This is a genomic window from Psychroserpens mesophilus (genome assembly GCF_050617655.1).
GTDB lineage: Bacteria > Bacteroidota > Bacteroidia > Flavobacteriales > Flavobacteriaceae > Psychroserpens > Psychroserpens mesophilus_A.
In genome coordinates this window covers 121,294-142,021 of sequence record NZ_JBODQC010000005.1, presented here as the reverse complement: position 1 = coordinate 142,021, position 20,728 = coordinate 121,294, and the positions used below count along the sequence as shown (strand labels likewise).

General features: G+C 32.6%; 25 protein-coding genes. 17 read left to right on the top strand and 8 right to left on the bottom strand.

Annotation, left to right across the window (positions count from 1 at the left end):
* Positions 1–214 precede the first annotated feature (214 nt).
* Positions 215–2,515 carry a transglycosylase domain-containing protein gene (locus tag ACRHNM_RS10810; RefSeq protein ID WP_431136447.1) on the bottom strand — a complete coding sequence of 767 codons (2,301 nt, stop codon included), beginning with the start codon at positions 2,513–2,515 and terminating at the stop codon, positions 215–217.
* A gap of 114 nt (positions 2,516–2,629) precedes the next feature.
* On the opposite strand from ACRHNM_RS10810, the gene ACRHNM_RS10805 reads away from it, so the two are divergent.
* Positions 2,630–2,872 carry a DUF7672 family protein gene (locus ACRHNM_RS10805; RefSeq protein ID WP_431136445.1) on the top strand — a complete coding sequence of 81 codons (243 nt, stop codon included), beginning with the start codon at positions 2,630–2,632 and terminating at the stop codon, positions 2,870–2,872.
* Positions 2,873–2,896: 24 nt separating this feature from the next.
* Complete coding sequence (locus ACRHNM_RS10800; protein WP_431136444.1) at positions 2,897–3,625, top strand: nitroreductase family protein; 729 nt, start codon at positions 2,897–2,899, stop codon at positions 3,623–3,625.
* Here ACRHNM_RS10800 and ACRHNM_RS10795 read toward each other — a convergent pair whose 3' ends face one another.
* From ACRHNM_RS10795 to ACRHNM_RS10775, 5 genes are all read right to left on the bottom strand, one after another.
* Positions 3,626–6,037, bottom strand: a complete 2,412-nt coding sequence (locus ACRHNM_RS10795) for a protein-disulfide reductase DsbD domain-containing protein (protein WP_431136442.1) — start codon at positions 6,035–6,037, stop codon at positions 3,626–3,628.
* A 146-nt stretch (positions 6,038–6,183) separates the two neighbouring features.
* Positions 6,184–6,582, bottom strand: coding sequence for a rhodanese-like domain-containing protein (locus tag ACRHNM_RS10790; protein ID WP_431136441.1), 399 nt, complete (start codon positions 6,580–6,582; stop codon positions 6,184–6,186).
* Between the two features lie 17 nt (positions 6,583–6,599).
* A complete protein-coding gene (locus tag ACRHNM_RS10785; RefSeq protein ID WP_431136440.1) occupies positions 6,600–6,914 on the bottom strand; it encodes a rhodanese-like domain-containing protein in 315 nt (104 codons plus the stop codon).
* Between the two features lie 120 nt (positions 6,915–7,034).
* Positions 7,035–7,649 (bottom strand): thioredoxin family protein, encoded by a 615-nt coding sequence (locus ACRHNM_RS10780; RefSeq protein ID WP_431136438.1) that lies wholly within the window; start codon positions 7,647–7,649, stop codon positions 7,035–7,037.
* Between the two features lie 9 nt (positions 7,650–7,658).
* On the bottom strand, positions 7,659–8,177 hold the full coding sequence (locus ACRHNM_RS10775; protein WP_431136437.1) for a TlpA family protein disulfide reductase: 519 nt from the start codon (positions 8,175–8,177) through the stop codon (positions 7,659–7,661).
* A gap of 102 nt (positions 8,178–8,279) precedes the next feature.
* Between ACRHNM_RS10775 and ACRHNM_RS10770 the strand changes: the two genes are divergently transcribed.
* From ACRHNM_RS10770 to ACRHNM_RS10700, 15 genes are all read left to right on the top strand, one after another.
* Positions 8,280–8,744 carry a MarR family winged helix-turn-helix transcriptional regulator gene (locus ACRHNM_RS10770; RefSeq protein ID WP_431136436.1) on the top strand — a complete coding sequence of 155 codons (465 nt, stop codon included), beginning with the start codon at positions 8,280–8,282 and terminating at the stop codon, positions 8,742–8,744.
* A complete protein-coding gene (locus ACRHNM_RS10765; RefSeq protein WP_431136434.1) occupies positions 8,741–9,313 on the top strand; it encodes a YceI family protein in 573 nt (190 codons plus the stop codon). The genes ACRHNM_RS10770 and ACRHNM_RS10765 overlap by 4 nt, the downstream gene beginning before the upstream one ends.
* A gap of 262 nt (positions 9,314–9,575) precedes the next feature.
* Positions 9,576–10,976, top strand: a complete 1,401-nt coding sequence (locus ACRHNM_RS10760) for an anthranilate synthase component I family protein (RefSeq protein ID WP_431136432.1) — start codon at positions 9,576–9,578, stop codon at positions 10,974–10,976.
* Between the two features lie 273 nt (positions 10,977–11,249).
* Complete coding sequence (locus tag ACRHNM_RS10755) at positions 11,250–11,813, top strand: anthranilate synthase component II (RefSeq protein ID WP_431136430.1); 564 nt, start codon at positions 11,250–11,252, stop codon at positions 11,811–11,813.
* An 85-nt stretch (positions 11,814–11,898) separates the two neighbouring features.
* The gene (trpD, locus tag ACRHNM_RS10750; protein ID WP_431136429.1) at positions 11,899–12,891 is read left to right on the top strand and encodes an anthranilate phosphoribosyltransferase; all 993 of its coding nucleotides are present in this window, start codon (positions 11,899–11,901) and stop codon (positions 12,889–12,891) included.
* Between the two features lie 102 nt (positions 12,892–12,993).
* Positions 12,994–13,779 carry an indole-3-glycerol phosphate synthase TrpC gene (gene trpC, locus ACRHNM_RS10745; RefSeq protein ID WP_431136428.1) on the top strand — a complete coding sequence of 262 codons (786 nt, stop codon included), beginning with the start codon at positions 12,994–12,996 and terminating at the stop codon, positions 13,777–13,779.
* Entirely contained in the window at positions 13,776–14,402 is a 627-nt protein-coding gene (locus ACRHNM_RS10740; protein ID WP_431136426.1) for a phosphoribosylanthranilate isomerase, read from the top strand. Before trpC ends, ACRHNM_RS10740 begins: the two co-directional genes overlap by 4 nt.
* A 60-nt stretch (positions 14,403–14,462) precedes the next feature.
* Complete coding sequence (gene trpB, locus ACRHNM_RS10735; RefSeq protein WP_431136424.1) at positions 14,463–15,647, top strand: tryptophan synthase subunit beta; 1,185 nt, start codon at positions 14,463–14,465, stop codon at positions 15,645–15,647.
* A 237-nt stretch (positions 15,648–15,884) separates the two neighbouring features.
* The gene (gene trpA, locus ACRHNM_RS10730; RefSeq protein ID WP_431136422.1) at positions 15,885–16,667 is read left to right on the top strand and encodes a tryptophan synthase subunit alpha; all 783 of its coding nucleotides are present in this window, start codon (positions 15,885–15,887) and stop codon (positions 16,665–16,667) included.
* Between the two features lie 82 nt (positions 16,668–16,749).
* Positions 16,750–17,478: an FkbM family methyltransferase gene (locus ACRHNM_RS10725; RefSeq protein ID WP_431136421.1), complete on the top strand. Its 729-nt coding sequence runs from the start codon at positions 16,750–16,752 to the stop codon at positions 17,476–17,478.
* Positions 17,479–17,594: 116 nt separating this feature from the next.
* Positions 17,595–17,744 carry a hypothetical protein gene (locus tag ACRHNM_RS10720; RefSeq protein WP_431136419.1) on the top strand — a complete coding sequence of 50 codons (150 nt, stop codon included), beginning with the start codon at positions 17,595–17,597 and terminating at the stop codon, positions 17,742–17,744.
* A 59-nt stretch (positions 17,745–17,803) separates the two neighbouring features.
* Positions 17,804–18,028 (top strand): hypothetical protein, encoded by a 225-nt coding sequence (locus tag ACRHNM_RS10715; RefSeq protein ID WP_431136417.1) that lies wholly within the window; start codon positions 17,804–17,806, stop codon positions 18,026–18,028.
* On the top strand, positions 18,018–18,473 hold the full coding sequence (locus ACRHNM_RS10710) for a tRNA (cytidine(34)-2'-O)-methyltransferase (protein WP_431136415.1): 456 nt from the start codon (positions 18,018–18,020) through the stop codon (positions 18,471–18,473). The genes ACRHNM_RS10715 and ACRHNM_RS10710 overlap by 11 nt, the downstream gene beginning before the upstream one ends.
* A 68-nt stretch (positions 18,474–18,541) precedes the next feature.
* Positions 18,542–19,339: a class I SAM-dependent methyltransferase gene (locus ACRHNM_RS10705; RefSeq protein ID WP_431136413.1), complete on the top strand. Its 798-nt coding sequence runs from the start codon at positions 18,542–18,544 to the stop codon at positions 19,337–19,339.
* A 34-nt stretch (positions 19,340–19,373) separates the two neighbouring features.
* Positions 19,374–20,288: a YitT family protein gene (locus ACRHNM_RS10700; RefSeq protein ID WP_431136411.1), complete on the top strand. Its 915-nt coding sequence runs from the start codon at positions 19,374–19,376 to the stop codon at positions 20,286–20,288.
* Here the strand turns inward: ACRHNM_RS10700 and ACRHNM_RS10695 are convergent, their stop codons facing one another.
* Both ACRHNM_RS10695 and ACRHNM_RS10690 read right to left on the bottom strand, forming a co-directional pair.
* A complete protein-coding gene (locus ACRHNM_RS10695; RefSeq protein ID WP_431136409.1) occupies positions 20,289–20,513 on the bottom strand; it encodes a VF530 family DNA-binding protein in 225 nt (74 codons plus the stop codon).
* Complete coding sequence (locus ACRHNM_RS10690; protein ID WP_431136407.1) at positions 20,513–20,728, bottom strand: DUF6500 family protein; 216 nt, start codon at positions 20,726–20,728, stop codon at positions 20,513–20,515. The genes ACRHNM_RS10695 and ACRHNM_RS10690 overlap by 1 nt, the downstream gene beginning before the upstream one ends.

The window sequence follows — 20,728 nt, the reverse complement described above, 5'->3', positions numbered from 1 at the left end:
AAATACAGGTCATTCCATAGTGAGAGATCATTCGAAAGCATTTAGAACAATCTGCAATAGGCTTCATAAATTTATGACGTAAAAACCACGTTGATTTCCAGTAGAGTTTTAGAATTTTAAATAAGAAGTTTTATCGATAATTTACAATCGATGTAAATAGAGTATTGGTTGTAAAAGCGTATTTAAAAGCTCTAAATCATATTCAATCAAACTGTTAACTTTTTTTCTTCAAAAACGAAAAGATGCCTTTCTTCTTTTTCTTTTTGTCTTCAGAATCTGTCTCAAACTCACGTTCTTTTTTATCTTTAGTAAAAAGTCGTTTTAAAAAGCCGTCTCGCTTTTCTGGTTCACAATCTAAAGCTGTTATAGTTTTTTCTGAAGGTGTTGCGAAGGTAGCTTTGGTGATGGAATTGAATTTTGAGTCTTTGTTTAATTCTTTTAAAAACAACGCTACAATTGGCAATGCTGAATTCGCACCTTGACCAATAGATGTGTTACTAAAACCAATACGATGATCGTCATTACCAACCCAAGATGCCATCACTAAATTAGGACTCAAACCTACAAACCAACCATCTTTGTTATTTTGAGTTGTTCCTGTTTTTCCTGCTAAATCATTGGTTAATCCATAAGTACTTCGCATGCGCTTTGCAGTTCCTGTATTGATTGTTGATTTCATTATCTCAACCATAATTTGCCTTGTGTTTTCAGAAATTGCTTCTGTGGTGACTTCAAGTTCTGGCTTTTCATAAATGATGTTTCCTAATTTGTCTTCTATTTTAGTAATATAAAATGGTTTTGAAACACGACCTTCATTAACAAAACTCGTGTAAGCACTTACTAATTCCAGCATTGAAAGTTGTGCTGTTCCTAAAGCTAGTGATGGTACTTTTGGCAATTCTGATTGTATTCCCATTCGATCAGCTTGTTCAATAACAGCGTCTATACCAACATCTTCAAGCACCTTTACAGCTATTGTGTTCACAGATTCACTTAAGGCTTTTTCAAACGAATAATTGAGATGTCGGTCTACTTCATCTTTATTTCCATTAGTTGGTGTCCAGTCTTTTTGATTGGTATATGTGATTTCCTTTACTGGGTAGTAGGTACATGCATCCATTCCGCTTTCTAAGGCAGCAGCATATACAATGGGTTTAAATGTAGATCCAACTTGTCGTTTTGAAGCAGATACATGATCAAACTTAAAACGTTCAAAATTGATACCTCCAACGTATGCTTTTACAGCACCATTTTTAGGGTTTACAGCTACAAATCCTGTGCTTAAAAACTTTATGGTGTGTTTTAAACTGTCAATCACAGAAACCTCTTTAAGGATTTCACCTTCCCATGAAAACAAACTCTTTTTAGTTTTAACATTCAAAGAATCTATGATGGCTTTTTCACTCAGTTTTTGAGCCTTCAATCGTTTGTATAATGGCAGTTCTTTTATTCGTTTATCAATTAATGAGGTATTAGAAATCCAAGGGGCTCGTTTCCCATAAGCGGTTTCTAATTGTGATTGTAATGATGCGAGATGCTTTTCCATAGCACGTTCTGCATAATACTGCATATCGATATCTAAAGTTGTATGAATCTTTAATCCGTCTTTATATAAATTATAAGATTCCTTATTTACGGTTGCAATACTATCCAGAATCCTATTGACGTCTAATCTTACTTTTTCTCTAAAATATGCTGCAGTGCCTTCGGCATGATTGAATTTTCTATAATTAACAATTAAAGGTTGTTCACTAGTTTTTATTCTTTTATCCTGATTTATATACTCATATTTTTCCATTTGCTGTAAAACAACATCACGTCTAAACTGACTGCGTTCTGGAAATAATCTCGGATTATAACTATGAGGCGCCTTTAATGTGCCTATTAATGTAGCCGATTGTGATAAATTGAGATCTTTAGCTGAAGTACTAAAAAAACGTTGAGAAGCGCTTTCTATTCCGAAAACATTTTCACTAAAAGGCACAGTATTTAAATACAGGGCTATGATCTCTTGTTTTGAATATACATCTTCAAAACGAGATGCAAGAATCATTTCTTTAGTCTTGTTTACTGGCATTGTAAACCAACCATAATCACCTCTTCCATAGATGTTTTTTGACAATTGCTGACTGATAGTACTTCCTCCTCCAGATGAATTATCTTGTAATAAAATAGATTTAATAAGTACTCGAAATAAACTTGTATAATCAACACCATGATGCTCATAAAATCTTACGTCTTCAGTAGCGACTAATGCATCAACAAGATGTTTCGGAAGATTCTCATACGTCACAATTTGTCTATCGAAAATGAAGTACTTCCCTAATAACTCTTTATTAGTATCGAGTAAAACACTGGCTTCTGCCTGTTTAATATTTGAAATATCTGCTTTGGAAGGCAGTTTTCCCCATAAACCAAAATATACTGAAAACCAGAAAATTAAAAACAAAAATATACCGCTTACACATAATTTAAGCATCCATTTAAACCAAGATTTTTTGAATTTCAAACTCATAAGCACATATTAGGTATGATTTATATACGAACGAAAAAAAAGATTCGATGTTTTAAGTGTCAGAATATTTCACTGATTTTTTATTATATTGAAATGTACATAATAAAATAGATCATGCTAAAACTTTACATTATTGGAATTTTCATTCTTATCATTGCCATTATAGCTAATGGAATCATTGTTAATGTCGGACTTAAATCTTGGTACGACTTTATTGATTTACTTAACAGTGATGGTTCAAAAGCTTTTGCTAAACTCCAAATTCTAGATTATATATGGCTTTTCCTTGGTTATCCTTTAGTTTTAGGATGTGGCTACTTAATTGGTTTAAAGTGCTATAAGTGGTTTTTCTTATAACATATAATTACGTATTTTACTTACATGGAAAAAACAGTATCTGAAGCCATTGCTTATAGACGTTCAACACGAGTTTACAGAGACCAACCTATTGATGATAACAAAATAAAGGAGTGTTTATATAATGCATCATTAGCACCAACAAGTAGTAACTTACAACTCTGGGAGTTTTATCATGTGACTTCAAAAGGCACTTTAGAAAAATTAACTAAAGCATGTTTTAATCAGAATGCAGCAAAAACAGCACAGCAATTGGTTGTTGTTGTAACCCGAAAAGATTTATGGCGCAAACGTGCTCAGGCAAATATCGATTTTTTAAATAACGCATTTGACAAACCTGATTTAGAACCTCGGTTGACAAAACGAAAACAGCAAGCCACTGATTATTATAAAAAACTGATTCCGACAATCTATTTTGATGTTTTGGGAGTTTTAGGATTTATTAAATACTGGATATTTCAAATTGTTGGGCTTTTCAGACCCATTTACAGACAAACCAGACAAAGTGATATGCGCATCGTTGCTCATAAAAGCGCTGGATTAGCAGCTCAAAATTTTATGATAAGCATGGCAGCAATTGGTTATGACACATGCCCAATGGAAGGCAGTGATACCTTAAGAGTGAAACAAATTTTAAATTTGCCTCGTGGTGCAGAAATCAACATGATTATTGGTTGTGGTATTCGAGATGACAAAGGCATTTATGGTCCACGTTTTCGTGTGCCTTTTGAAGATGTTTATTTTGAAAGATAATTAATTCTCAAAATTATCGATACCTTCAGATAACCAATCATAATATTCATCAGCATTTGGTGTGTAACCAACAGGATCAATCAAATTCTCTTCATTATGATTCATCAGTACATAAAAAGGTTGCGTATTGGTTTTATACCTAATAGTTTGTAATTCACTCCATTTCTGACCGATATACCTCAGTTTTTTTCCAGGTTTTAATTTAGAATCTGAGATAGCATCATCAGGCAGTTTTCGTTTATCATCAACATATAATGAAATGAGTACGATGTCATTTTTTAAAGTATTTAAAACCTTATCTTTTACCCAAACATTTTGTTCCATCTTACGACAATTTACACAAGCCCAACCTGTAAAATCAATCATAACAGGTTTTCCAACTTCTTTCGCATAAGCCAGACCTTTGTCATAATCGTTAAACGCAAGAATATCATGTGGTGCTAATAAATGTGCTCCATCAGGCAAATCAGAATGATCAAGAGAGCTTACAGTACTACCTCCTTTTGAGTTACCTACGCCATAAGGTGATTCACTATAATCTAATGGAGGAGGAAAGGCACTTATTAAATTTAAAGGCGCTCCCCAAAGTCCTGGAATCATATAAACAGTAAAAGATAATGTCAATAATCCAAGTAACAAACGTCCAACAGAAATATGTTTTAAAGGTGAGTCATGAGGCAATTGAATTTTTCCGAAGAGATATAAAGACAATGCTCCAAAAATAGCAATCCATATCGCAATAAAGACTTCGCGTTCTAAGAAATGTAATTGCAATACCAAATCGGCTTGTGATAAAAATTTAAATGCCAAAGCTAATTCTAAAAATCCTAAAACAACTTTAACTGTGTTTAGCCATCCTCCAGATTTTGGTAATGAATTTAGCCAACCCGGAAATGCTGCAAATAATGCAAATGGTAACGCAATTGCTGTAGAAAAGCCAAGCATACCAATTACAGGTGCAATTCCACCTTTGGAAGCTGCTTCAACCAAAATGGTTCCAACAATTGGTCCTGTACACGAAAAAGACACAATAGCAAGCGCTAAAGCCATAAAAAAGATTCCTATAAGACCGCCTCGATCGGCTTGACGATCGGCTTTATTAGCCCATGAGTTTGGTAGTACAATTTCAAAAGCGCCTAAAAAGGATATGGCGAATACGACTAACAATAAGAAAAATATGACATTGAACCATACATTAGTTGCTAATGCATTTAAAGCATCTGCTCCAAAAACAGCTGTAATGATTGTTCCTAATAGAACATAAATAATGATGATAGATAATCCGTAGATAATGGCATTGCGAATTCCTTTGGCTTTTGACTGGCTTTGTTTAATGAAGAAACTCACAGTCATTGGAATCATTGGAAACACACAAGGTGTCAGCAAAGCGACAAAACCAGAAAGAAAAGCGACAAAAAATATAGACCATAATCCACGTGTTGATTTATCATTTGATGAAGATTCAGAGACGTTTTCAACTGTTTTGGCTTTAGTTGTTTTTGTTAAGTCAAAATTCAAATCAACATAACTCGGCGTTAAACATTTTTCATCATCGCAAGCCATAAATCCTACTTCTCCGACAACAGTATTAATATCTGTAGAATTCACTTTTATTTGCTGTCTGAACTCTGCTGTATTTTTAAAGAATTTAATCTTCATATTAAAGACCTTATCCAGTACTTCTTTACCTTTTTCTTCAGAAGTTTCACCTACTAATTCAACTCCTTCAGGTAAATTATATATAAATTCAGTAGGAAGTGGTCCATCTTCAGGCACCTTTTGAGAATATAATTTCCAGCCTTTATCGATAGCTGCTTGAGAAACTAATACAAACTCAGAATCTGAAATTTTTTCAACAGCTGTTTCCCATTTTACTGGCTCAAGAATTTGAGAGGTATCGTCGGAAACATCAGTTTGAAAAAGGTTTGTATTTGAAGCTCTAGCTTTTACCTTTTTATCGGTATGGATACTAAAACTAAGATCTACATAATCTGGTGGTAAACATTTAGTATCATCACAAACCATAAATTCTACTTCACCTTTAACGATAGATAGTTCCTGATTGAGTACTTTAATACGCTGTCTGAATTCGGCTTTATCTTCAAAAAACTTAATTTTCATTTCAAATACAGGATCATCTACAATATGACCTTCCTCTTCTATCGTTTTTCCGTTTAATTCAAAATCAGATGATCTGGTGTAATTGAAAGTCGTAGGAATTGGGCCATCTTCCGGAACACTCTGACTATATAAATGCCATCCACTGTCGATAGTAGCTGTGGCTATTAAATCGTATTCTGTATCAGAAATTTTTTCAACTGAAGTATTCCATTTTACAGGTTCGAACACTTGAGCTTTTGCGGTAATTGAAAAAACGATGAAGCTACATAGCGTAATTATTAAATTTTTCATTAGTAATAATTAGGTATTTGAAAGGAGCTAATTTAAAAAAAACAAAGGGATTAACAGACAGTATTAAGTGTTGATTAACAAATATCAATTTTTAAACAAAAAAAACCGAACAATTTGTTCGGTTTATAAGCGGATTAAATAAGTTGCTATTCTAAAGTTTTTAATTCAAGACCTTTAAATTTCCACTGCGTGATGCCTCCTTTTAAATCATATATTTTTACAAATCCAGCTTCTTTTAATTTTTTGGAACATTTTGCGCTTCGTCCTCCCGATTTACAATACAAAATAACTGGTTTTGTGATGTCTAATTTAGAAATATCTTCATCAAATGTAGGTGAGTTGAAATCGATATTTTGAGAATTAGCAATAAACCCTTCTCTATATTCTTCTGGAGTGCGTACATCTACAATTTGAATATCATCTAATTCTAAAAGGGTTTGCATTTCTTCTGGAGAAATGACTTTAATTTCTGAATGTGTTTCTTTTTCGCAATTGGTAAGTGATAGTGCGAAAATAAGACTAAGAACGATACTGATTTTTTTCATTTTTGATTGATTTTGATTTATAATGAAGATACTTCACCTTCCCATTCGCTGAAGCCTCCTAATAGATTGTATGTTTTGTTAAATCCGAGTTGATTCATAACACCACAGGCTTGACCGCTTCGTCCTCCCGCTTTGCAATACACAAAATACGTTTTGGTTTTATCAAGCTGCTGAACTTCATCAATAAAACCTTGTCCTTTAAAAATATCAATGTGAATTGCATTAGGTATGATGCCTTCTGCAACCTCTTCTGGTGTTCTAACGTCTAAAACTACAGCGTTATTGTCTGCTTCTAGTTTTGTAATCCACTCGTGTTGTGATAAATCTGCCATAATAATTTTATAAAATAATAAATATCAAAAACCATGCAAATTTAACATTTCCTTTAGATAAAGACGAAAAAAAATCCGAAGTGTTACACCTCGGATTGTTAAAATTATATTTTTTTCAGATTAAACTTTAATAGAACAACCTATTGCTCTGGTTTGAGTTTCTTTAATTTCTTTTCCTGAAAGTAAAGCATCTACTGCATCTTCAACATATGTCTTTGTTACTGCACTGGCATCTTGATAATTATCATCTATGGCACCTATGTATTTCACAACATTGCCTTTGTTAGTCTTTTCTAAGACATACACATGTGGTGTTTTTGTTGCTCCATATTGCGGATAAATTTTCTGACCTTCATCCATTAAATAGGGAAATGTAAACCCTTTTGCTTTAGCACGTGCCTGCATTGCTTTCATACTATCACCAGGTTTAACTTCAGTATTGTTTGGCATAATAGCAATAACAGGATATCCTAAATCTGCATACTTTTTATTTAATGCTTCAATACGATCTTCGTAAGCAACAGCATAAGGACATGTATTACATGTAAATATTACTATGAAGCCTTTAGCAGAATTAAAATCTGATAACGACACGGTTTTACCATCAATATTTTCGAGTTCAAAATCGGTTGCTACATCACCAACATGATAACCATGACCTCCACCTAAATACGTGTATGAGGAAAGAATAGCTAACGTTAATACTGCAAAAAGTGTTTTAAGTGCGTTTTTCATGGTTTTATATTATTTAAGGAATTGTTTAACTTCAGTTTCTAATTCGTCATAATTAAATGACTTTTCGTAAAATTTACGTTTGTTTTTATTAAAGATTACCGTTGCAGGAATAGCCCCTGTCCAGCTTTCATCAACTTTTGGAATCCAGGTATTTGAATCTACATCATTTAATGCAACTACTTTAGATTTTAAATTATTATTTGCGATGTAAGGCTTTAATTTAGTGTCATACTTACTAGGAAAATCAAGACTGACTAAAATCACTTCAACATTTTTTGAGTAGTTTTTAGTCAGTTTTTCAAAATAGGGTAACTCTTTAATACAAGGTGCACACCAGGTTGCCCAAAAGTTAACAACATAGGTTTTATCATCGTTAGTATTCAAAAACTGTTGCAAACCATTAAAATCATACACTTCAAGAGATATTTCTGTATCTATTTCTTGGTTTATCTCAGCAATTTGTTCTTTTTCTGTTGCATTTTTACAAGAGAATAACAACATCAAAATGGTTACTAATATATACTTCATGAGATAAAGTTATTAATCCTGTGGTGTCATTTTAAAACTTTAACAAAAAATTAGACAAACCACTCAATAATTGCATTACATTTGTATATACAATTGTTGTATATGAGAGAATTAGAACGCAGATTAAAAACAACATCGCAATTGCCATTGTCTAGACAGACAGTCATAAACATGTTTTTAACCAATACCTCGATAAAGAACGATTTATTGAGTGTATTAAAGCCTCACGATCTTTCTTTAGAACAGTTTAATGTTTTACGGATTTTGAGAGGACAAAAAGGAAATCCTGTTAATCTTCAAGACATTCAAGAACGTATGGTAAATAAAATGAGTAACACGACGCGTTTAGTTGACAAACTTATTTTAAAGGGATTTGTAAAACGTAATCAGTGTGAAGAAAACAGACGTAAAATTGAAATTTATATTACTTCAGAAGGCTTAGATAGTTTAAAAAAATTAGATATAATTATCGACCAAACTGAAAAAAACATTACCTCAAACCTATCCAAAACTGAATTAGAACAATTAAACAAATTATTATTAAAACTTAAACAAAACGAACAATGAAAAACAACATTCTTAAAACTGGATTTATCATGCTTTTTGCACTTACAATTGTATCATTTACAACTGTATCAGAAAAAAGTGTCAATGTAAAAGATAGCAATATCACCTGGAAAGGTCATAAGGTAACAGGATCGCATGAAGGCACCATTAACTTGTCTGAAGGAACTTTAATGTTTGAAGGCGAAAAGCTAACTGGTGGGAATTTTACCATAGATATGACATCAATTACAGTAACCGACTTAGAAGCTGGCAACGGAAAGGAAAAATTAGAAGGTCATTTAAAATCTGATGATTTCTTTGGTGTAAACAACCATAAAAAAGCCATGTTCAAAATCAACAACGTTACTGGTGATAAAGGTACATACAGAGTTTTTGGAGATTTAACTATCAAAGGAATCACAAAACCTGCAACGTTTCAAATGACAATTAAAGACAACAGTGCAACGGCTAGCTTTAAGATTGATAGAACAAAATATGGCATTAAATATAAATCTGGTAGCTTTTTCGATGATTTAAAAGACAAAGCTATTTACGACGAATTTGATTTAAATGTAAACTTAACCTTTTAACCCTATACGTTGATTAATAGTTCCACTTGAAAAAAAGATTCCCAAAATAATGGGAATCTTTTTTTATTTTTTAAATAAATTTTAAATTGTAACAATTCATTTCTATATTTGAACTTTATAACAACAATGAACACAATTTTAAATCATACATGGTGGTGGAATTCTCGAAAATCAATCTTCGTGAACTGATCCTATCGTATATTTAAATTAAAAATATCTAAAAGGCTTGTCATTCACGACAAGCCTTTTTTAATTAAAAAAAATGAAAACATTTAGCCTGTATACACACTATAAAAAGATTTTAGCAGATACCATTACTCCTGTTAGCATATATCTTAAGATTAGAGATAAATATCCAAACAGCATTCTATTAGAGAGTAGTGATTATCATGCTAACGATAACAGCTTTTCCTATGTCTGCTTTAACCCAATTGCATCTATAAAAGTCAATGATAATACTATTGAGCAACAATATCCTGATGGCAGTTCTAAAAAGAACTACACCACAAAAGTTTCAGTTACCGACGAGATTCACAAATTCACAAAACGTTTTAAAGTAAATTCTGAAGCTGATTTTAAATTTATCAATAATGGTATTTTTGGTTATACAGCTTATGATGCCGTAAAATATTTCGAAGATGTTGAGATTAGCAAAAAACCAAATTCCTTAGTCATTCCAGATATATATTATGCAGTATATCAGAATATAATTGCCATTAATCATTTCAAAAATGAAGCATACATTTTTGCGCATTGTTTTGAAGCCGAAAATAATATTGATGACATCCTTCGCTTAATTAGTTCCAAAAATTTTGCGTCTTATAATTTTAAAACAAATTCAAATATCTCATCAAACCTTACAGATGCTGAATATAAAGCGCATGTAAAACTGGCTAAAGAACATTGTGCTCGAGGTGATGTATTTCAATTGGTATTGTCTAAAAAGTTTTCTCAAGATTTTAAAGGCGATGAGTTTAACGTCTATCGTGCTTTACGAAGTATTAATCCGTCGCCTTATTTATTTTATTTCGATTATGGCGACTTTAAAATCTTCGGAAGCTCTCCAGAAGCGCAACTCGTAGTTAATAAAGGTCAAGCCGAAATTCACCCAATTGCTGGCACATTTAAACGAACTGGAAATGATGAAGAAGATCAAATCTTAGCAAAAAAACTAGCCGAAGACGATAAAGAAAATGCTGAACACGTCATGCTGGTTGATTTGGCAAGAAATGACTTAAGCAGACATGGAAGTCAGGTTAAAGTAGACACCTACAGAGAAGCACAATTCTTCTCGCACGTGATTCATTTAGTAAGTAAAGTCACTGGAAAAATTCATACCAATACACCTACCATGCAAGTTGTAGCAGATACATTTCCTGCTGGAACATTAAGTGGAGCTCCAAAACATCAAGCAATGCAATTGATTGAAAAATACGAAAAAACAAGTCGAACGTTTTATGGTGGTGCCATTGGTTTTATGGATTTTGAAGGTAATTATAATCATGCCATAATGATAAGAACTTTTATGAGTAAAAACCACAAATTGCATTGGCAGGCTGGAGCTGGATTAGTTTCAAAGTCCAACCCAGAACACGAATTACAAGAAGTATATAATAAATTAGGTGCTTTAACTAAAGCGATTAAAATGGCAGAAGATATTTAAAATAATGGCGTTACCACAAGGGTCAGGCTTTCGGCAGTCGCTCTCTATGAGGAGCTCCAACAAACGCCTCAATCCTTAACGCAAATTAGAACTGAAAGTAAATTTTGAGAAAAAATAAAGAATATTAAAAACAGAAAAAGGGACTCAACCAAAATAAAAAATCAGGTCCCAAATCAATTGAAAGAGTTAAAACAATTGTCATTCCGCACTTGATGCGGAATCCAAAATAAATTGAATTAATATAAAAAGATACCTGCTTTCGCAGGCAGAAATATGAAAGTATTAGTAATAGATAACTACGACAGTTTTACCTATAATTTAGTCCATTATTTAGAGGACTTAAACTGCGACGTAACCGTAAAACGAAATGACAAATTAACTCTAGAAGACGTTGCTGCATTTCAAAAGATTGTATTATCTCCTGGTCCAGGAATTCCTGATGAAGCAGGACTTTTAAAAGCCATCATTAAGAGGTATGCACCAATTAAAAGCATCTTAGGTGTTTGCTTAGGACAACAAGCTATCGCTGAAGTGTTTGGAGGTTCACTTGTTAATCTTGAAGAGGTGTATCATGGCGTAGCTACTAGAGTCAACATCACAGTTGATGATGAAATATTATTTAAAAATATGGATAAATCTATTGAAGTTGGCCGTTATCATTCGTGGGCTGTTAATGTAAATTTACCTGAAGTATTAGAAGCGACATCTTTTGATAGTAACGGACAAATAATGTCATTAAGACATAAGCGATACGATGTCAAAGGTGTACAATACCATCCAGAATCGGTTTTAACACCAAACGGAAAACAAATTTTAGAAAATTGGGTAAACAGTTAACACTGTCATTCCACACTTGATGCGGAATCCATTAAATAAATTGAAGTTGAATTAAAAAGATTCCTGCCTTCGTAGGAATGACAATATGAAACAAATACTTAACAGATTAATAAATCATGAAAGCATCTCAAGCGAAGAAGCTAAACGTGTATTGGTAGATATATCAGACGGAAAATACAACCAAAGTCAGATTGCATCTTTTTTAACTATTTATATGATGCGAAGCGTCACTATTGAAGAATTACAAGGCTTTCGCGATGCTTTATTGGAACTCTGTATTCCTGTAGATTTATCAGATTTCAATACAATTGATTTATGTGGCACTGGTGGTGATGGAAAAAATACATTCAACATTTCAACCTTGGCATCTTTTATAACAGCAGGTGCTGGAATAAAAGTTGCTAAACATGGTAATTATGGAGTATCGTCTTCATCAGGTTCATCTAACGTTATGGAAGCTGTAGGTGTTAAATTCACTAATGATGTTGACAAATTAAAACAAACGATTGATAAAACCGGAATCTGTATCATGCATGCACCTCTATTTCATCCAGCCATGAAAAATGTTGCTCCCATCAGAAAAGAACTTGGCGTTAAAACCTTTTTCAATATGCTTGGCCCAATGGTAAACCCTTCGTTTCCTAACAACCAGATGGTTGGCGTGTTTAATTTAGAATTGCAACGAATCTATGGTTATTTATACCAAAACACAGATAAACATTACAGCATTGTACATGCATTAGATGGTTATGATGAAATTTCTTTAACTGGTAATACGAGAATTATATCTAATACTTCTGAAACAATGTTAAATCCGTCAGACTTAGGAATTAATCAAATTGAACAATCTGAGATTTATGGAGGCACAACAGTTAATGATGCTGCCAAAATTTTCAAAAATATCATTAACAATAAAGGGACTAAAGCACAAAACAATGTGGTTTGTGCCAATGCTGGTTTAGCGATTGCTACTATACATAAAATATCACATCAAGACGGATTTCAAATGGCTAAAGAAAGCCTTGAAAGTGGTAAAGCAAAAAATAGTTTAAAGCGATTAATCGAGTTAAGTAAATAAATAAAAATGTCGTTATATGGAGCAACGCAACGTGGTAATCTATTAAAACAAATAGATTGCCACAGTACATAAAATTTGCTTAGCAATGACAATTAGAAGAAAATGAATATTCTAGATAAAATAACAAACGACAAACGCATCGAAATCAACTTCCGAAAGCAACTTATTCCTGTAAAACAATTAGAGCAATCTGTTTTGTTTGAGCGTCATACCATTTCATTAGCAAATAAATTGCGACATAGTAACACAGGAGTTATCGCAGAACATAAACGTCGTTCACCATCAAAACAGATGATCAATCAAAACTTAAACGTGTTTGATGTTGCTCGAGGCTACGAAAACGCCGGTGTTTGTGGTATGTCTGTACTTACAGACGGAAAATATTTCGGAGGAAGTTTAAACGATTTACTAACTGCACGTTCCAGTTGTAATTTACCATTGCTTCGAAAAGAATTCATCATCGATGAGTATCAAATACTGGAAGCCAAAGCCTATGGAGCTGATGCTATTTTATTAATTGCAGCTATTTTAACGACCAATGAAATTAAGCAATTTTCAAAATTAGCAAAACAATTACAATTAGAGGTGTTACTTGAAGTACACAGTAAAGAGGAACTCCAAAAATCAGTTACACCAACTATAGACATGCTTGGTGTTAACAATAGAAATCTAAAAACGTTTGAAGTAAGCCTGGAAACCAGCAAACAACTTAGTGAATTAATCCCTAACGATTTTGTAAAAGTTTCTGAGAGTGGCATTAGTAACATTGAAGCCATTAACATATTACAGCCATATGGTTATAAAGGATTTTTAATTGGAGAGAATTTTATGAAAACTCATGATCCAGGAGCAAGTGCAACTCAATTTATTAAAAATTTACAACGATGAAACTGAAAGTTTGCGGAATGAAATATAAAGACAACATATGGAATGTTGCTCAATTAAATACAGATTTTATGGGCTTCATCTTCTACAAAAACTCACCTCGTTATTTTAATGGTGTTATTCCAGAATTACCTGAGCACATCAAAAAAATTGGCGTATTTGTCGATGCAACTTTTGATGACATAAAAGGCATTGTAAAGAAACACGATTTACAAGGTGTGCAATTACATGGTAATGAATCTCCAGAACTATGTAAACAACTTCATGACCTGAATTGTACAATTATAAAAGTGTTTTCAATTAAAGACTCTTTCAATTTTAACACTTTAGAACCTTATGAAGCTGTTTGTGATTACTTTCTGTTCGATACCAAAGGGAAACAGCCAGGAGGAAATGGTTACCTCTTTAATTGGGATATTTTAAAAAATTATCCATCTACAAAACCATACTTTTTAAGTGGTGGTATTGGTTTAAACGAAATTGAAAACGTGTTGTCATTCTTGCGAAGTCAGGAATCTAAATACTGCTATGCCATTGACGTGAACAGTAAATTTGAAATTAAAGCTGGATTGAAAAATTTAGAACAACTAAAATCATTTAAAAGAGAATTGTCATTCTGCACATGATGCGGAATATGTAAAAAAGAAAAAAATGAGATGCTGAGATTGCACTCAGCATGACAACTTATGAAAACATATAACATTAATAACAAAGGCTACTATGGTGAATTTGGAGGTGCATACATTCCAGAGATGCTCTATCCAAACGTAGAAGAATTACGACAAAACTACCTCAAGATAATGGCTGAAGCTTCTTTCAAAAAAAAATTCGACCAATTATTAAAAGATTATGTTGGTCGTCCTTCTCCACTCTATTTTGCCAAACGACTCAGTGAGAAATACAATACAAAAATCTATCTCAAACGTGAAGATTTGAATCATACAGGAGCACACAAAGTCAATAATACTATTGGTCAGATTTTAATGGCGCAACGTTTAGGCAAAACAAGAATTATAGCTGAAACTGGAGCTGGTCAACATGGTGTAGCAACAGCAACAGTTTGTGCTTTAATGGGAATGAAATGTATCGTTTATATGGGAGAAATTGATATTGCTCGTCAAGCACCAAATGTAGCTCGAATGAAAATGTTAGGTGCAGAAGTAAGACCAGCTTTATCTGGAAGTCGTACGCTTAAAGATGCAACTAATGAAGCCATTCGTGATTGGATAAATAATCCTGTAGATACACATTATATTATTGGAAGTGTTGTCGGACCTCATCCTTATCCAGATATGGTGGCGCGTTTTCAAGCTATAGTTTCCGAAGAAATTCAATGGCAACTCAACGATAAAGAAGGCACGACAAAACCAGATTACATGGTAGCTTGCGTTGGTGGAGGAAGCAATGCTGCTGGTGCTTTTTATCATTATTTAGACCACACAGATGTAAATCTCATTGCTGTTGAAGCAGCTGGAAAAGGCATTCATTCTGGTAAAAGTGCTGCCACTTTTGCTTTAGGTCGCGAAGGTATTATTCATGGAAGTAAAACCTTGCTGATGCAAACTAACGACGGACAAATAACTGAGCCTTACTCTATTTCTGCAGGTTTGGATTATCCTGGTGTTGGACCAATGCATGCGCATTTGTACAAATCTGGTCGTGCTGAATTTCTCTCAATTACAGATGACCAAGCTATGACTGCTGGTTTAGAATTGAGCCAGTTAGAAGGCATTATTCCTGCTATTGAAAGCTCACATGCTTTAGCCATTTTTAAACATAAATCATTTAAAACAGATGACATCGTAATCATTAATCTGTCTGGTCGAGGCGATAAAGATTTACAGAATTATATTGATTATTTTAAATTATAGAATTATAGCGTTACCACAAGGGTCAGGCTTTCGGCAGTCGCTCTCTACGAGGAGCTCCAACAAATGCCTCAATCCTTAACGCAGAATAAATAATGAGAAACTGAAACAAGTTCAGATTGACGAATGTTAATAAAAAGTACGTCATGCTGAACTCGTTTATTCATAAATATCTATTTCAAATTAAGGTATTCATGAATCTTCGATTTCAGCATTTCACTAGATTAGAAATTAAAAACAATGAATAGAATAAACAAAAAACTAAAAGAAGACAAAAAGCTTCTTTCCATCTACTTTTCAGCAGGATACCCTAATTTAAATGATACCGTTCCCATCATTCAAAACCTTGAAAAAAGCGGTGTCGATATGATAGAAATCGGATTACCATTTAGCGATCCCTTAGCCGATGGGCCAACCATTCAGGCAAGTTCTACTCAAGCTTTAAAAAATGGAATGACTACCGAAATTCTTTTTAATCAGTTAAAAGATATTCGCAAAACGGTTTCTATTCCGTTGATAATTATGGGCTATTTCAACCCTATGCTGCAATATGGTGTTGAAGCGTTTTGCAAAAAATGTCAGGAGATTGGTATCGACGGCCTCATAATTCCTGATTTACCAGTTGATGTTTATAATGAGCAATACAAAGCTACGTTTGAAGCCTATGGCTTAATCAATGTATTTTTAATCACACCTCAAACCTCTGCTGAACGTATTCATTTTATCGATTCAATTTCAAACGGATTTATTTATATGGTAAGTTCGGCAAGTGTAACTGGAAGTAATTCAGGGTTTGGAGATGAACAGACTTCGTACTTTAAACGTATTGCAGGTATGAATCTTAAAAATTCACTCATCGTAGGTTTCGGTATTTCGAATAATGAGACTTTCACTCAAGCTACAAAGTACAGTAAAGGTGCTATTATTGGAAGTGCTTTTATTAAACATTTGAAATGTGAAAAAATCAAGAGTATATCATCGTTCATTCATTCCATTAAGGACAACCACATAGAGCATCTTTAATTTACTTATATCTAAAATCGTTAATAATTATTAATTTTAAAGACTTCCAATTATATTTGCCTGAAACAATTCACTATCAGTTATGAAATTTAGAAATAAAGTTCTTTTATTTTTAGCTAACACCTATCAATCACTAGGGATTTTTAAATCTTTTAGAAAGAGGTTATTTTCAACAAAGAGAATCCTTAGAAAAAATTATCCGAAAAACAGTTCTTTCAGTTTTTTACAAATAGGCGCCAATGATGGTAAAAGTTTCGACTTTTTATATGATTTTGTAGTCAATCGCAATATTTCAGGAGCACTCATCGAACCTATAAAAGAATACTTTGATGAATTATCAGAAAATTACAAATCATATGACAACATTTTAAAAATCAACAAAGCTGTTCACCGAACCGCAACTCATGTGAGTATTTACAAAATGGATAAAAACACAATAGAAACTTATCCCGATTGGGTAAAAGGAATGGCTTCATTTGATAAAAATCACCTTGCAAAACATGACTTTATAAAAGAAGAAGATATCATTGAAGAAAAAGTAGAAGCAGCTCCTTTAATGGATATTATTAATGACTATAATATTAAAGAGTTTGATTATTTCCAATCTGATACAGAAGGTTATGACTACGAAATTGTAACTATGTTTGATTTTTCGAAATTCCATCCAAAACTTGTCAAAGCTGAAGTTGTCAATTTAAGTGATGAACAGAAAACCACTTTAGAAAAATTACTTCTCGACAATGATTACTATGTCTTTTATGAAGATCTAGACATTGTAGGCATTGATTTAAATCAACTAAAACTTCAATAAGCTAATCGCTTGTTTTTAAGATAGTTTAACATTATAAAACTCAATGTTAACGAGTTTTTATGAGTCCTATTGGAATACTTTTTTTATATTTTAGTGAACAATAAAAAACTAAAGATATGGGAATTATAAAAGATAAAAAGAAATTCGAAAGAACAGTAGAACAAACTACTCCAACAAATCCGAAAGGATATACTAAGAAAGAAACAAACGATTTTGATATCGATGAAAAAACGATAAAAAAACAACAAAATAAAACCAATAGCTAATTAGAAAACACACCTGATTTCTCAAGCCTATTCATTACATTTGAATAGGCTTTTTATTTATGGAATTACTCAACAATTACAAACTCATCATTTTATTATGCTTAACCTTAGGTTTGGCACCTTTTTTTCCTCAACCTCATATTTGGGGAAAATTAAAATGGATTGCTGGAGGTGCAAATGGCATGCAACTCCAAGATTGGTTTGATGTCTTACTTCATGGATTGCCATGGCTGCTTCTCATTCGTATCATATTTGTAAAATCTTTTCGTAAAAATGGCGCTTAATATCGTTTTATTTGAACCAGAAATCCCAAACAACACAGGTAATATTGGTCGATTGGCTCTGGCTTCAGGCTCAAAATTACATCTTGTGAAACCTTTTGGGTTTGAATTGTCTGACAGCAGATTAAAACGCGCAGGATTAGATTACTGGCAACATTTAGATGTTACTATATATGAATCTATTGAAGATTTTTTCAGAATTCAATATGACAAGACATTTGCATTCTTTTCAAGTCATGGTCATAAATCGCATTGGGATATTTCTTTTGAACATAATTTGTTTCTTATCTTCGGAAAAGAATCTGTTGGATTAAAAAAATCACTATCAGAAACCTATAAAAATCAGTTGTACAAAATTCCTCTATATAGTGAGCATATCAGAAGTTTAAATTTAGCAAATGCTGTAAGTATTGTCATTTATGAAGGATTAAGACAACTTAACAATTAACCGTTTTTATGAACAAAGAATCTCTAAGGAAATTTTGGTATAGCTTAACTCCTAAACATCGCTTTTTAATGAGACGTTTATACTATTTTCCAATAGATACATTGGATAAAATTCAAGGTAAGCGTCATCAGTATGTTCCACCCAGAGGCTCTATATATACTGGATCTCCAGCAAATGCAAAAGCTTATATTGAACAAGGTAAACAACAACTTACTTTATTAAAAAATCACATCAATTTAAAACCAACTGATACCGTTTTAGATATAGGTAGTGGTATTGGAAGAACGGCTATTGCATTAACAGAATATCTTGAGCCAGAAGGTCATTACAAAGGGTTTGATGTTGTTCAACTCGGTGTCGATTGGTGCAATTCTAAAATTGGTAAGGATTTCTCAAACTTTGAGTTTAAATATGTTCCACTATTTAATGATTTGTACAATACTTCAGCTTTAAAAGCCGAAGAATTTGTGTTTCCATACGATAAAAGCTGCTTTGATAAAATATTCTCGTTTTCAGTTTTTACGCACATGCAAATTAATGAGATTCAAAATTATTTTAAAGAAATATACCGAGTTCTTAAAACTGACGGATTGGCTTTCTCTACTTTTTTCCTATATGATGATGAAAATGAAAACCATATTAGCACTGAAAACAAATTCAAATTTCCAATTAAAAAAAATGGTTATCGTTTAATGAATGAAGATGTAAAGTCTGGAAATATTGCCATCCATAAAACCACTTTAAACACCATGCTAGACAGAGAAAATCTTCAACTAGTAACTATTGTTGATGGCTATTGGAAAGACCATAGTAATTATTCAAAAGACAGCAGTTATCAAGACGTTGTCGTTTTTAAAAAACTTTAAAATATTAAAAGTATTCATTTAAAATACAAAACCTATGCTTTCAAAACGTACTAAAATTTACAAATCACTGTCTGAGTATTTTCAACTGTTTGCAGCTATTGTATTTGCAAGTATTGGTTTAAATGCTTTTTTATTACCAAATGGTTTCCTTGATGGAGGCGTTACTGGTGTTGCATTATTAATTAAAACGTTTGTAGATATTAACCTGTCTTATCTGTTAATCATTTTTAGTATTCCGTTTTTGATACTAGGTTATTATACTGTTTCAAAACGAATTATAATGAAATCTATCATTAGTATTTTAGGCTTAGCGCTATTTATTCATTTTGAAAACTTTGAAACCTTAACAGATGACAAACTTTTAATTTCCATTTTTGGAGGCTTATTTTTAGGTTTAGGAATTGGAATCGCAATTAGAAATGGATCTGTTTTAGATGGTTCTGAAATTTTAGGAGTATTTATAAATGATCGTTTTGGGATAAGTATAGGTAAAGTCATCTTAGTTTTTAATTTGATTTTATTTAGCATTACAGCCTTTTTATTAACCGTTGAAGTTGCTCTCTATTCTATTCTCACCTACATCGTCACAGCTAAAGTTACCGATTTAATCATAGAAGGTTTTGAAGATTTTATAGGAATTACCATCGTATCGAAAGAATATGAAGCGATCAAACTAGCCATCTTAAAAGAATTAGGAGCAGGAATGACTATTTACAAAGGAAAGAAAGGATTTGGAAGTAAAGGAAATATTCAAGATTTTGATATCATTCATACCATTATTAATCGTATTGACATCAAAAAAATGTATCGCATTGTGGCTGACATAGATGAACATGCATTCATCATAGAATTTGATGTCAATAGTGTAAAAGGAGGTGTTTTGCGTCGCTACTTAAGTAAAAAGAAAGGTAAAAAACTTGCAACTTTTCTTACTGAACATAACTTATAGCTATTTGATATTCTTCAAATAATTTAAATACATCTGCTCAACTTTGGTTCGTGCCCAAGGTGTGCGTCTTAGAAATTTTAGGCTTGATTTTACTGAAGGATCATGCGTAAAGCAACGAATATTTATCTGGTAAGCCATATATTCCCAACCATAATGGGCTTGCAAATCGCTTATAATTTGTTCTAACTTTATACCATGAAGCGGATTATTCTTCTGTGTTTCCATTACAGTTGCTTAACTAATTTCTTAATTTTTATGGCTTTTTCAAAATGGTCTAATTGATGCGTTTGAATCCACCAGATTGCAGCTTCCATTAATAATTCTGGATTGTCATTTTTATTTTTGAAAAAGGCATAAAAAGAAAGACCAACATCATCTCCTTTTTGAGCAATCTTAGCATCGCAAACCCTTAAAATTTTAGTTTTTAAAATAGGAGTCAT